The sequence below is a fragment of the uncultured Leifsonia sp. genome (genome assembly GCF_945957465.1).
Lineage (GTDB): Bacteria > Actinomycetota > Actinomycetes > Actinomycetales > Microbacteriaceae > Leifsonia.
The window spans coordinates 1-12,598 of record NZ_CAMFLC010000073.1 but is presented as its reverse complement, the minus strand read 5'-3'; the positions used below and the strand labels follow the sequence as shown (position 1 = coordinate 12,598).

10 protein-coding genes and 1 pseudogene are annotated in these 12,598 nt (G+C 70.4%); 5 read left to right on the top strand and 6 right to left on the bottom strand.

Features of this window, described 5'->3' with window-relative positions; genetic code table 11:
- Positions 1-381, top strand: a pseudogene (locus Q0Q23_RS18685) (glutamine synthetase); the annotation flags it as partial.
- Positions 382-390: 9 nt separating this feature from the next.
- On the top strand, positions 391-3,426 hold the full coding sequence (locus Q0Q23_RS18680; RefSeq protein ID WP_295127829.1) for a bifunctional [glutamine synthetase] adenylyltransferase/[glutamine synthetase]-adenylyl-L-tyrosine phosphorylase: 3,036 nt from the start codon (positions 391-393) through the stop codon (positions 3,424-3,426).
- Between the two features lie 62 nt (positions 3,427-3,488).
- On the opposite strand, the gene Q0Q23_RS18675 is transcribed toward Q0Q23_RS18680, so the two are convergent.
- The gene (locus Q0Q23_RS18675; RefSeq protein ID WP_295127826.1) at positions 3,489-3,998 is read right to left on the bottom strand and encodes a hypothetical protein; all 510 of its coding nucleotides are present in this window, start codon (positions 3,996-3,998) and stop codon (positions 3,489-3,491) included.
- A gap of 133 nt (positions 3,999-4,131) precedes the next feature.
- Positions 4,132-5,556 (bottom strand): type I glutamate--ammonia ligase, encoded by a 1,425-nt coding sequence (glnA, locus tag Q0Q23_RS18670; protein ID WP_295127823.1) that lies wholly within the window; start codon positions 5,554-5,556, stop codon positions 4,132-4,134.
- Between the two features lie 187 nt (positions 5,557-5,743).
- Here glnA and Q0Q23_RS18665 point away from each other — a divergent pair, with 187 nt between their 5' ends.
- The gene (locus tag Q0Q23_RS18665; RefSeq protein ID WP_295127832.1) at positions 5,744-6,169 is read left to right on the top strand and encodes an RDD family protein; all 426 of its coding nucleotides are present in this window, start codon (positions 5,744-5,746) and stop codon (positions 6,167-6,169) included.
- Between the two features lie 37 nt (positions 6,170-6,206).
- Positions 6,207-7,394, top strand: a complete 1,188-nt coding sequence (locus Q0Q23_RS18660; RefSeq protein WP_295127820.1) for a low temperature requirement protein A — start codon at positions 6,207-6,209, stop codon at positions 7,392-7,394.
- 10 nt (positions 7,395-7,404) lie between these two features.
- On the opposite strand, the gene Q0Q23_RS18655 is transcribed toward Q0Q23_RS18660, so the two are convergent.
- The 3 genes from Q0Q23_RS18655 to lipB form a co-directional block, all read right to left on the bottom strand.
- Positions 7,405-8,103: a DUF4191 domain-containing protein gene (locus tag Q0Q23_RS18655; protein WP_295127817.1), complete on the bottom strand. Its 699-nt coding sequence runs from the start codon at positions 8,101-8,103 to the stop codon at positions 7,405-7,407.
- An 85-nt stretch (positions 8,104-8,188) separates the two neighbouring features.
- A complete protein-coding gene (gene lipA, locus Q0Q23_RS18650) occupies positions 8,189-9,178 on the bottom strand; it encodes a lipoyl synthase (protein WP_295127814.1) in 990 nt (329 codons plus the stop codon).
- A complete protein-coding gene (lipB, locus tag Q0Q23_RS18645) occupies positions 9,175-9,888 on the bottom strand; it encodes a lipoyl(octanoyl) transferase LipB (RefSeq protein WP_295127811.1) in 714 nt (237 codons plus the stop codon). The genes lipA and lipB overlap by 4 nt, the downstream gene beginning before the upstream one ends.
- Positions 9,889-10,037: 149 nt before the next feature.
- On the opposite strand from lipB, the gene Q0Q23_RS18640 reads away from it, so the two are divergent.
- Positions 10,038-11,528, top strand: coding sequence for a hypothetical protein (locus Q0Q23_RS18640; protein ID WP_295127808.1), 1,491 nt, complete (start codon positions 10,038-10,040; stop codon positions 11,526-11,528).
- Positions 11,529-11,578: 50 nt separating this feature from the next.
- Here the strand turns inward: Q0Q23_RS18640 and sucB are convergent.
- Positions 11,579-12,598 (bottom strand): 2-oxoglutarate dehydrogenase, E2 component, dihydrolipoamide succinyltransferase (sucB, locus tag Q0Q23_RS18635; RefSeq protein WP_295127805.1); only part of this gene is annotated, 1,020 nt, incomplete at its 5' end.

Below are 12,598 nucleotides of genomic sequence, written 5' to 3'. Positions count from 1 at the left end.
GTGCCGCTCTACAAGCCCAACAAGGGTCAGAGCTCGCGCGTCGAGTACCGCGCGATCGACTCCGCCGCCAACCCCTACCTCTCGTTCTCGCTGATGCTGGCCGCCGGCCTCAAAGGCATCGAGGAGCAGTACGAGCTGCCGCCGGAGGCCGAGGACAACGTCTGGGCCCTGTCGGACGCCGAGCGCCGGGCGCTCGGATACAACCAGCTGCCCGCAAGCCTCGACCACGCGATCTCCCTCATGGAGGACTCGGAGCTGGTCGCCGAGACGCTCGGCGAGCAGGTGTTCAACTACGTCCTCCTCAACAAGCGCAAGGAGTGGGCGGAGTATCGCGCCCAGGTCACTCCGTACGAGCTCCGCACCAACCTCGAGATCCTCTGATACGACGTCGTGACCCGCGAGCAGCTCTCCCTCACCGCGCTCGCGCGCGCCGGGTTCGTGGGGCTGAGCTCGGTGCGGGGGCAGCTGCAGGAGCTCGCTGAGCTGACCGGCTTCGAGGTCGACGACCTGCTTCCCGCACTGTCCGCCGCCGCCGATCCCGACAACGCGCTCGCGCTCGCTCTGCGGCTGCTGCGGCATGCGCCCGTGCAGACCGCCCGGTACGTGCCGTCGCGCAACGACGCCCGGCGCGTGCTGCGGGTGATCGGAGCCTCGGAGGGGGCGGCCGAGTTCTTCCTGCGCCGGCCGATCGAGCTGAGCGCGCTCGACTATCCGGTCTCCGCCCTGCCCACCGCGGACGAACTGCGCGCCGACCTGCTGGACTCGGTGGGCGCCGTCGACGGCGTGGCGGCCATCGAGGACGACGAGGCGCGTGTCGCGCTGCGCGTCCGTTACCGTCGCCGGCTCATCCAGATCGCCAGCTTCGATCTCGAACAGGACGACCCGGTCTCGGGCTTCGATGCGGTCGCCGCCGCCCTCTCCGACCTGGCGGCGGCCGCGCTGGAGGCCTCGCTCGCCGTCGCCCGGAAGCAGACGATCGGGTCTGGTCCGGGCCGCTTCCCGGAGGCCGAGGTCCGGGCCACTCCGTTCGCGATCATCGGCATGGGGAAAGCCGGTGCGCGCGAGCTCAACTATGTCAGCGACGTCGACGTCATCTACGTGACCGAGGGGGTCGAGCCCGCCGGGCTCAGCGCCGGTCGCGCGGTCGACATCGCGACGCGGCTGGCGATGCTGACGCAGCGCGGAATCCACGAACCGGCGATCGAGCCGGGGCTGTGGGAGGTCGACCCCAATCTGCGTCCGGAGGGCAAGGACGGCGCGCTGGTGCGCACGCTCGACTCGCACATCGCGTATTACGACCGGTGGGCGAAGGGCTGGGAGTTCCAGGCTCTGCTCAAGGCGCGCCCGCTCGCGGGCGACGTCGACCTCGGCGACCGCTACGTCGCGGCGCTCTCTCCCCGGGTGTGGGGCAGCGCATCGCGCGAGAATTTCGTGGAGTCGGTGCAGCGGATGCGCGAACGCGTCACCGACAACATCCCCGACGACGAGGTGCACTACCAGCTGAAGCTCGGGCCGGGCGGGCTGCGCGACGTGGAGTTCACGGTGCAGTTGCTGCAACTCGTGCACGGCCAGACCGACGAGCGGGTGCGCCAGCGCGACACGCTGTCCGCCCTCGCCGCCCTCGCCGCGCAGGGCTACATCGGCCGCGAGGAGGCCGCCGCGTTCTCGCAGGACTACCGCACCCTCCGGCTCATGGAGCACCGCCTCCAGCTGCGGCACCTGAGCCGCACCCACCTGATGCCGCGAGACGAAGGCGATGTGCGCGTCCTGGCGCGGGCGACCGGTCTCGCGACGAGCGCCGAGCAACTGCTCGTGCGCTGGAACGAGATCAAGCACCGGGTGCGCGGCCTGCACGAACGGCTGTTCTACCGTCCGCTGCTGAGTGCCGTGGCGGCGACGAACGCCGACAGCGGGCTCGCGGGCACCACGGCCGAGGGCGGCGCGGGACTCACCAGCGAACAGGCGGAGGCCCGTCTCGCCGCGATCGGGTTCCGAGACCCGCGGGGAGCGCTCGCGCACATCGCCGCTCTGACCGCCGGCGTCTCCCGCCGGGCGACCATCCAGCGTCACCTGCTGCCCGTCCTGCTGCAGTGGTTCGCCGCCGGCGCCGACCCCGATTACGGCCTGCTCACGTTCCGCAGGCTCAGCGAAGACCTGGGCTCGACGCACTGGTACCTGCGGATGCTGCGCGACTCGACCGGCGCCGCCGAACGGCTCACGCGTGTGCTGTCGGGCTCGCGCTTCGCCGGTGAGCTGCTCGGTCGCATCCCGGAGTCCGTCGCCTGGCTCGAGTCGGAGGAGGACCTGCGACCACGGAGCGCCGAGCTGCTGCACGAGGAGACCGCCGCGATCCTGGCGCGGCACGAGTCGGCGGCGACCGCTGCAGCCTCGCTGCGCGCCGTGCGCCGGCGCGAGGTGCTGCGGCTGGCATTCTCCGGCATCCTCGGGTTCTGCACGATCGAGGAGCTGGCCCGCGGTCTCACCGCCGTCACCGAGAACGTCATCGCCGGCGTCCTCGCGGCGATCCGCGCCGAACGCGGTGACGCCGAACAGCTCGAGTTCGGGATCATCGGCATGGGGCGGTTCGGTGGCCGCGAGCTCGGATTCGGCTCCGATGCCGATGTCATGTACGTCTTCCGGCCCCTCGCGGCCGATCAGGACGCCGCGCACAAGGCTGCGCTCGCCATCGTCGCCGAGCTGAACCGCCTCACCGAAGACAATCGTCTTCCGCTCGACCTCGACATCGGCCTGCGGCCCGAGGGCAAGAACGGGCCGGCGGTGCGCTCCCTGGAGGCCTACCGCGCGTACTACCGGCGCTGGTCGCTCACCTGGGAGGCCCAGGCGTTGCTGCGCGCCCGCGGCGTGGCCGGAGACGCCGCGCTGCTGGCCGATTTCGAGGCCGTCGCCGACGAGGTGCGCTACCCCGCGAGCATCGGCGAGCAGGAGGTCCGCGAGGTCAAGCGCATCAAGGCGCGCGTGGAGAACGAGCGGCTCCCTCAGGGGGCCGACCCGTCGAGGCATCTCAAGCTGGGCCGCGGCTCGCTGAGCGATGTGGAGTGGTTCGTGCAGCTGGTCCAGCTGCAGCACGCCGCGGCGATCCCCGCGCTACGCACGACCTCGACGCTGGAGGCGCTGGCGGTGGCGGTCGAGCACGGCTTCATCGACGCGGACGACGCCGCGAAGCTACAGGACGCGTGGCTCTTCGCCTCTCGGGCGCGCTCGGCGATGACGCTCTGGACCAACAAGACAGCCGACGTGCTCCCGTCGGACCGGGTGGCGCTCGAGGGGGTGGCCCGGCTCCTGGAGTATCCACCCGGGTCGGCGAGCCGGCTCGAGGAGGACTACCTCGCCGTCACCCGACGGGCACGGGCAGTCTTCGAGCGCTCGTTCTACGGCCTCCCGCAGCGGCCGGCGCCCACGGGCTGACGTCGTCCCGGGACTCCGTCGACGCGCTGCCGTCTGGGGGAGCGCCGCGCGTCAATCGATCACTACTCGCCGAGGCTGTCGATGAGAGCCGCGTACAACCGGTTGAATCGCAGCCGGTGCTCGTCCGTCTCGATCGGACTGAGCGGGAAGGTCACCCGTGCCCCGTACGACCACTCCGCGGTCACTGTGAAGTCGCCGGGCCACGGATCGAGCACGTCACGCCGGTAGGCGGAGTTCGCGTCGGAGATGGTGAGCTGTGTCAGCCCCGCTCGCGGCCGCGCGACGACGAGGGTCGTGACGTCATAGGGCGCGGTGCTGGCGCCGCTCGCGTCCGCGAACACGATGGTGCTGTCGGTGAACACGACGACCTTCGCCGAGAACACACCGCCGTCGTCGAGCCGGACGCCGGAGTCCAGATGTTCGATCGGCCGGAGCCCGACCGCGAGCGCGATGCCGCCGATGAAGTGCCCGAGCCACTCGGCGCGATCATCGGCGCGGATGCGCGCCCACGCCGGACCGGCCAGGCCACTGTCGATCTCGTCGAGAACGTCGTTCAGATCTCTGTCGCTCATGGATGCCTTCCTCGCGTCCGCTGCCACGACGGGCCGCAGCATCTACCGTAGCGACCTGCGACCGGGTGCGCATCGGACGCCGGAGGGGCCGCACCCCGACGGGATGCGGCCCCTCCACTGGTGCCTGCGGTCGTCAGACGCCGAAGTACAGCTCGTACTCGAACGGGTGCGGGCGCTGCGCGAGGGGCTTGATCTCCTTCTCGCGCTTGTACTCGATCCAGGTCTCGATGAGCTCCGGGGTGAACACGCCGCCCGCGGTGAGGAAGTCGTGGTCGGCCTCGAGAGCGTCGAGGGCCTCGCCCAGCGACGCCGGGACCTGCGGGATGTTCCTGGCCTCCTCGGGCGGGAGCTCGTAGAGGTCCTTGTCGACCGGCTCGTGCGGCTCGATGCGGTTCTTGATGCCGTCGAGGCCGGCCATGAGCTGGGCGGCGAACGCGAGGTAGGGGTTGCCCGAGGCGTCAGGCGCGCGGAACTCGATGCGCTTGGCCTTCGGGTTGGTGCCCGTGATCGGGATGCGGATCGACGCCGAGCGGTTGCCGGCCGAGTAGACCAGGTTGACCGGGGCCTCGAAGCCGGGGACCAGACGGTGGAAGGAGTTCACCGTCGGGTTCGTGAAGGCCAGCACCGCCGGGGCGTGCTTGAGGAGACCGCCGATGTACCAGCGCGCGATGTCCGACAGGCCGCCGTAGCCGGCCTCGTCGTAGAACAGCGGCTTGCCGTCGTTCCACAGCGACTGGTGGGTGTGCATGCCCGAGCCGTTGTCGCCGAAGAGCGGCTTCGGCATGAAGGTGGCGGTCTTGCCCCACTCGTTGGCGGTGTTCTTGACGATGTACTTGAACTTCAGGATGTCGTCCGCGGCGTGGACCATGGTGTCGAAGCGGTAGTTGATCTCCGCCTGGCCGCCGGTGCCGACCTCGTGGTGGGCGCGTTCGAGCACGAGGCCCGCCTCGATGAGCTTCAGCGAGATGTCGTCGCGCAGGTCGGCCTGCTTGTCGACAGGGCTCACCGGGAAGTAGCCGCCCTTGTAGGGGGTCTTGTTGCCGAGGTTGCCGCCCTCTTCCACGCGGCCCGAGTTCCAGGCGCCCTCTTCGGAGTCGACCGAGTAGAAGCTCGAGTTCTGCTTGACCTCGTAGCGCACGTCGTCGAAGATGTAGAACTCCGCCTCGGGAGCGAAGTACGCGGTGTCCGCGATGCCGGTCGAGGCGAGGTACTTCTCGGCCTTCTTGGCGACCTGGCGCGGGTCCTTCGCGTAGATCTCACCGTTGCGCGGGTTGTAGATGTCGAAGACCATGATGAGCGTGCGCTCGGCCCGGAACGGGTCGACGTAGGCGGTCGAGACGTCCGGGATGAGCTGCATGTCCGACTCGTGGATCGACGCGAAGCCGCGGATCGAAGAGCCGTCGAACAGCTGGCCCACCGAGAAGAACTCCTCGTCGACGGTCGCTGCGGGGATGTTGAAGTGCTGCTGCACACCGGGCAGGTCGGTGAAGCGGATATCAAGGAACTTGACGTCGGTGTCCTTGATGAACTTGAGCACCTCGGAAGAATCACGGAACATACGGAGGACTCCCAATGGCTTTGCGGTGAGGAACTGCGCCTGCAGCCCAAGCTACACGCTAGGGGGGCGCCGTTTCCCTCCGGTGACACAAATGTTTCCGGCATGTTACGCCGTGCCGGCCATGTCGGGGGCACGAGGCGGGGGAGGGCCTCGGAAAGCGTGCATGCCCGACCGCTACACTCGACGGGTGCCGCAGAACTCCCCGTCGTCCCGCTCGGGCGACATCGCGCCCAGTCGCTACCCGGGTGAACGACTCGGCCTGCCGGAGGCGGGCCCGCGCTCGATCGGGCGTCTCGGCCGCCGGCTCGGTGCGATCGTCGTCGACTGGGCTGTCGCCTCCCTGATCTCGCTGGGCTTCTTCCACTACGACCAGTGGGCGACGCTCGGCGTCTTCGCCCTGATGCAGATCGTCTTCATCCCCACGATCGGCGGCAGCATCGGCCACCGGGTGTTCGGGATGCGTGTGGTCGCGGTCGCGGGCGGATGGGTTGGCGTGTGGCGGCCGATCGTGCGGACCGTCCTGCTCTGCATCGTGATCCCCGCGCTCGTCTGGGATTCCGACCAGCGCGGATTCCACGACAAGGTGGCGGGCACGGTCCTCATCCGGGCCTGAACCCGCGCTGCGTGCGCGTCACGGCTACACTCCTGCCATGCGCGCCTCCGGCTTCACGCGCGATGTGCTGCGGTCGGATGCCGACGGCGCCCACCGCGTGACCTACACCGAGCTCTTCTTCGACCTGGTCTTCGTGTTCGCCGTCACGCAGGTCTCACACGTGCTTCTGCACGAGCAGTCCGGTCTGGCCCTCCTGCACGCCGTCATTCTGGCGATGGTGGTCTGGTGGGTGTGGATGTTCACGACCTGGGCCTCCAGCTGGCTGGACCCGGAGCGCGGAGCGGTGCGGACGCTCTTCGTGGCGTTGATGATGCTGGGGCTGCTGCTCGCCTCGGCGATCCCGGAGGCGTTCGGCGACCGTGCGGTGCTCTTCGCCGTGTGTCTCGTCCTCATGCAGCTGAGCAGGAGCGTCTTCACGCTCGTCGCGTTCCGCCAGGGCGGGGATCGGGAGCACGCCGCGAACTTCGTCCGCATCGTCCTCTGGCACGCCCTGGCGGGAGTCATCTGGATCGCGGGTGCGTTCCTGCCCGATCAGGCGAGACTCGTCGTCTGGGTGATCGCGCTCGTCGTCGACTACGTCGGCCCCCGGTTACGATTCTGGGTCCCGGGGATGGGTGGGTCGCAGCTCTCCAGCTGGAACATCTCCGGCGCGCATATGGCGGAGCGGGTGAGCCTCTTCCTGATCATCGCGCTCGGCGAGTCGATCGTGGTCACCGGGGCGGCGTTCTCCGCCGCCCCGCTCGACCTGGTCCACCTGGGAGCCTTCCTCGCGGCGTTCGCCGGCACCGTGCTGCTCTGGCTCCTCTACTTCTCGGACGCCCAACAGCGGGCCAGCGCGTACATCGAGAACGCATCGGAGCGGGGGAGGATCGCTCAGACGGCGTTCACGTACATCCCGTTGCTGCTCGTGCTCGGGATCGTGCTCTCGGCGGTCGCCGACGGTCTCGTCCTGCAGCGCCCGATCGGAACGCCCACGCCGTGGATGACGGGCCTGTCGTGCGGATCGGCGATCGTCTATCTGGTGGGGCTGCTGTTGTTCCGACGGGCGACCGGGATGCGCTGGTCGTCGACAGTCGTCGTCGGTGCCGTGGTGATCGCGGCGTTCTGGCCGGTGGCCGGACTTCTGCCCACCCCGGCGGTGGTGTGGACGGTCAACGTCGTGCTGGCCGCGGTGGTCGTCGCCGAGCACGTCCTCGACCGTCGTGCCGGCCGAGCGTCTGCCTGACCTCGCCGGGTCAGCGAGCGCGCTGAGCGCGGACCTTCATCGGGTCGATGCCCTTGGGGATCGGCATCGGGTTCTCGAGCGACTGCAGACGGTTGCTGATCGCCAGCACCTCGGCCTTGGTGAGCGTCGGCTTGATCTTGGCAAGCGTCCGCGGAATCTTGTGGAGCGGCACCGAATCGGCGTCGGGCCCGACCGAGATCGTGGTGACGGGGACGTTCGGCAGCACGCGGGTGACCTTGCGGCGCTCCTCGTCGACCATGCGCTGGGTGCGGGTCTTCGGACCCTCGCTGATGAGCACCACGCCGCCGCGGCCGGTGGCGCGGTAGACGGCGTCCTGCGTCTTGCCGTTGACCGCGATCGGCATCTCGGACCCGCGCCAGCTGCGCTTGAGCGAGCTGCGCAGCACGGCGCCGACGGCACCGGGCTGCCCTTCGATCTGGGAGTAGGCGGCGCGCTCGGCCCGGCGGCCGAGGATGATGAGGCCGACGAGCACGCCCGCGAGCACGCCCGCGACGATCCACAGCACCATCGTGAAGACGTTGCCGCCCGAGAGGAACAGGGCCAGGGCTATGCCGGCGAGGATGGGCAGGACGACGCCCAGAACGATGTACAGCACGGCGCGGTCGTCGTAGCGGCGGGTCATCTGGAAGACCTGCCACATCTGCTTCAGCCGACCGGGCTCCTTGGTGGACTTGTCCTTGCGTGCCATAGTCACAAGGATACCGGCTCGCCCGACTCCCGGATGACCTGTTCACGGCCGGCGTAGCGCCGGCCGGGAGTCGTCGCCGCGGTGGTCAGGAGACGGCCTGCGCGAAGCCCGCCGATGCGTCCGCCAGGTGCTGCAGCTCGGCGGGAACCGGGCGTCCCTTGGCCTTCATCGACTGCGCCCAGAGCCGGCCTGCGCGGTACGACGACCGCACGAGCGGCCCGGAGAGCACACCGAGGAACCCGATCTCCTCCGCCTCCTGCTTGAGCTCGACGAACTCGTCGGGGTGCACCCAGCGCGCCACCGGGAGGTGCCGCGGGCTCGGCCGCAGGTACTGGGTGATCGTGATGATGTCGGTGCCGGCGTCGTGGAGGTCGCGCAGCGCCTGGCTGATCTCGGCGCGCTCCTCGCCCATCCCGAGGATGAGGTTGGACTTCGTGATCAGCCCGGCGGTGCGCCCCTGGGTGAGCACGTCCAGCGACCGCTCGTACCGGAACGCCGGGCGGATGCGCTTGAAGATGCGCGGGACGGTCTCGACGTTGTGCGCGAACACCTCCGGCTGCGCGGAGAACACCTCGCCGAGATACTCGGGGTCGCCGGAGAAGTCGGGCACAAGGATCTCGACGCCGGTGCCGGGGCTCTGCCGATGGATCTCGCGGATGGTCTCGGCGTAGAGCCACGACCCCTCGTCCTCGAGGTCGTCGCGGGCCACCCCGGTGACCGTCGAATAGCGCAGTCCCATCCGCGCCACGGACTCGGCGACGCGCCGCGGCTCGTCCCGGTCGAACTCGGCGGGCTTGCCGGTGTCGATCTGGCAGAAGTCGCAACGCCGGGTGCACTGCGAACCGCCGATGAGGAACGTCGCCTCGCGGTCCTCCCAGCACTCGTAGATGTTGGGGCAGCCGGCCTCCTGGCAGACCGTGTGCAGTTCCTCAGACTTCACCAGGTTCTGCAGCTGCCGGTACTCCGGGCCCATCTTGGCCTTGGTCTTGATCCAGGCGGGCTTGCGCTCGATCGGCGTCTGGGCGTTGCGGACCTCGAGCCGGAGGAGCTTGCGGCCCTCGACCGGCGCGCTCACGCGGCGACCTCCCGTGTGGTGGTCGCGCTCCGCTGAGTCGCCGCCGCCGGGCTGGACGACGGATCGGCCAGTGCCCGGTCGAGCGCGGCCTGCACCAGGGGAGCGACGTCCGTCGGCGTGACCGTGCGACCGAGAACGCGCGAGATGGTCGTGACGCCGGCGTCGCGGATGCCGCAGGCGACGATGGCGTCGTAGGCGTCCAGGCTGTTGGAGCAGTTGAGGGCGAAGCCGTGCATGGTCACGCCCTCCGCGACGCGGATGCCGATCGCGGCGATCTTCTCGTCGCGGCCGGGTCCGCCCGCCTCGGTCGCCTCGCCGCGCAGCCAGACGCCGGAGCGTCCCTCGACGCGGCGGCCGTCGACGCCGAGCCCGCGCAGCACGCCGATCAGGACGTCCTCCAGCCAGCGCACGTACCCGACGACGTCGATCGGCTCGGCGAGCCGCAGGATCGGGTAGCCCACGAGCTGGCCCGGTCCGTGCCACGTGATCTTCCCGCCGCGGTCCACGTCGACGACGGGGGTTCCGTCGGTCGGGCGCTCGTCCGGCGAGGTGCGCTTGCCCGCCGTGAAGACGGGTGCGTGCTCCAGCAACAGGATGGTGTCGGGAGCGCTGCCGGAGGCCACCGCGGCGTGGACGGAGCGCTGGCGCTGCAGCGCTTCGTCGTAGGGGATGTGGCGGGAGCCGACGCCGGAGACATCGAAGACGGTCATGCGAGCATCTTATGTGTACTCAGTACAAAAACTCGAACCGACCCGTGATCTCGTCGGCGAACTCCTTCACAGGGCTGCGTGCCGGCGGGCTTTCCACCGATTGTCGGTCTCCGCCGCTGTGTGCCTTCGACATGCGGATGAGATGGGGTATGAGCATCTTCACGCGCCGTCCGATCGACCCGGCCCGGCTGGCGGAGGCCCTGGCCTCCCGCCAAGGGTGGACGATCGAGCGGTGGCTGGAGGAGCCGGAGCGCCACCGGGGTGTCGTCCGGTGCGACGCGGGAGGCCCGGTGGTGCCCGCGCACCCTGCCGCGATGGAGGCTGGTGCGAGCGTGGCGCTCGTGGTCAGCGGTGGCGAGCTGAGCGGAGAGGCGCTGCTGACGATCGCGCTGCGCGACACGGAGGAGTTCCGCGCATCGGACGAACGGCGCTCGGCCGCGCGATCCGAGGCCGCGGACGTTGTGTCGGAGCACCTCCCGCGACGGCTCCGCGCACCGGTGTTGCGTCCGGCGCAGCTCCGCACGCACCGGATCGAGCTCGTCGAGCACCCCGCGGGAGGAACGCTCCACGAGCTGATGGCGCGCGATCCCGCGCTCGCCCCGGGGGAGGCCGTGACCGTGCTGGCCTCGGTCGCCCGCGGATTGGCGGACCTCCACGCCGGCGGCCGGGCGGGTGCGGCGCTCGGCACGCGCGACATCGGGTTCCGCGACGACGGCTGTCCGGTCCTGACGGGCGCGGTCGCGTTCCGGCCTCTCGACCATGCAGCAGCGCGGGCCGACATCGCCTCCTATGCCGCTCTCGCCACCAGGGTGTGCGCGGCCCTGAAGGGCGAACCGGCGGCGCTGCTGCTTGCCGCCGCGACCGCCGTCGGTCACCGATCGTGGGAGGACGTCACTCGAGCCGTACTGCAGGTTGCCGACCCCTGCGCGATCTCCTGGACGCCGGCAGCGACGCACGCGGAGCCCACCGCAGCGCCCCTCGGTCGGTCATCGGAACGGGACGCGACGGTGCTCCGGGGCTTCGTCCCCGCGTCGGCGGAGGCGATGCCGGGGGCCGGGCAGCTTCCCTTCGACCCGAGGCGGCACGATGACCATCTGTGGGACCCCGAAGCAACACTGTTGCGGAGCACGGTGCGCGCGTTGGCGCAGACGGCAGACGCGCCGAGCAGTGGCTCGATCGCACCGTCGGGTGGTCCCCGGCTGCCACAAGCGGGCGCAGCGACCGGCTCGGTAACGGACGGGGTGGCGGCGACGACGCGGGGCGGGCCCACACAGCGATCGCAGACGGCGCCGTCCCGCGGGCGGCCCCGTCCACCCTCTCGACGGACGTCCGATGGTACCGTCGGCGATCCGGCGAGGAACGATCGCGCGCTGGCGACCCTGGAGCGGCTGTTGAACGGCATCGGCGACCGCCCGGTCGGCCGTGCGCTCGACGCGGGACGCACCTGGATCGCTGAGCGACCTCTCCTGATCGGCGTCGCGGCGGTCCCGTTGCTGTGCGCTCTGCTGGCACTCCTCCTCATGCCATCGACGGATGAGGCGGACAGCAGCATGCTCGGACGAAGCAGTCCGGCCCTGCTCCGCGCAGGCGGAACAGGGCCGGACTGTGATCACTCGGAGCCTGTGACGTGGAGCTTGTGACGTGGAGCCTGTGACTCGGAGTCGATGCGACGACAGGCGTCGCGCGTGCGTCAGATGCCGAGGCTGCCCTCGAACGCGCCGCCCTCGAGGCGGTTCTTGACCGCGACGAGGAAGCGAGCGGCGTCCGCACCGTCGACGATGCGGTGGTCGTACGAGAGAGCCAGGTACACCGTCGAGCGGATGGCGATGGAGTCCGTGCCGTCGGCGGTGATGACGACCGGCTTCTTCGTGACGATTCCGGTGCCCAGGATCGCGACCTGCGGGAGGAAGACCACCGGCGTGTCGAACAGGGCGCCGCGCGAACCGGTGTTGGTGAGCGTGAACGTCCCGCCCGCCAGCTCGTCCGGCTTGAGGCGGTTGTCGCGCGTGCGCTCGGCCAGGTCGGCGATCTCGCGAGCGAGGCCCGCGATGTCGAGGTCGGAGGCGTTGCGGATCACCGGGGTCAGCAGACCGCGCTCCGTGTCGACCGCGATCGACATGTTCTCGTGGTCCGGGTAGACGATGCTGTCGCCGTCGACCGTCGCGTTGATGACCGGGTAGGCCTTCAGCGCCTCGGCGGCGGCGAGAGCGAAGAACGGCAGGAAGGAGAGCTTGGTGCCCGTCTTGGCGAGGAAGTCGCCCTTGACCTTGTCGCGGAGGGCGGCGACCTTGGTCACGTCCACCTCGACCACCGTGGTCAGCTGCGCGGTCGACTGCATCGAGACGACGGCGCGCTCCGCGACCACCTTGCGCAGACGCGTCATCTGCTGGGTCGTGCCGCGCAGCGGCGAGACCTCGACGACCGGCGCGGCCGCGGCCGGGGCCGCAGCGGCAGCCGCGGGAGCGGCGGCGGACAGGATGTCCTCCTTGCGGATGCGTCCGCCGACGCCGGTGCCGGTGACGGTGGACAGGTCGACGCCCTGCTCGCTCGCGAGCTTGCGGACGATCGGGGTGACGTAGCCGGCGTTGCCGGCGTGCGCGCCCGACGACGCGGCCGGAGCAGCGGCTGCCGGGGCCTCCGCGGCCGGAGCGGGAGCGGCGGCCGGAGCGGGAGCGGCGGCCGGAGCCGGAGCAGCGGCCGGAGCCGGAGC

Bases quoted from the DNA above. Each gene is read 5' to 3' on its own strand.
- Q0Q23_RS18660 (WP_295127820.1), top strand. From the start codon at position 6,207: ATGCGCGCCTCCGGCTTCACGCGCGATGTGCTGCGGTCGGATGCCGAC.
- lipB (WP_295127811.1), bottom strand. From the start codon at position 9,888: ATGACCGTCTTCGATGTCTCCGGCGTCGGCTCCCGCCACATCCCCTAC.
- glnA (WP_295127823.1), bottom strand. From the start codon at position 5,556: ATGTTCCGTGATTCTTCCGAGGTGCTCAAGTTCATCAAGGACACCGAC.
- Q0Q23_RS18640 (WP_295127808.1), top strand. From the start codon at position 10,038: ATGAGCATCTTCACGCGCCGTCCGATCGACCCGGCCCGGCTGGCGGAG.
- Q0Q23_RS18675 (WP_295127826.1), bottom strand. From the start codon at position 3,998: ATGAGCGACAGAGATCTGAACGACGTTCTCGACGAGATCGACAGTGGC.
- Q0Q23_RS18655 (WP_295127817.1), bottom strand. From the start codon at position 8,103: ATGGCACGCAAGGACAAGTCCACCAAGGAGCCCGGTCGGCTGAAGCAG.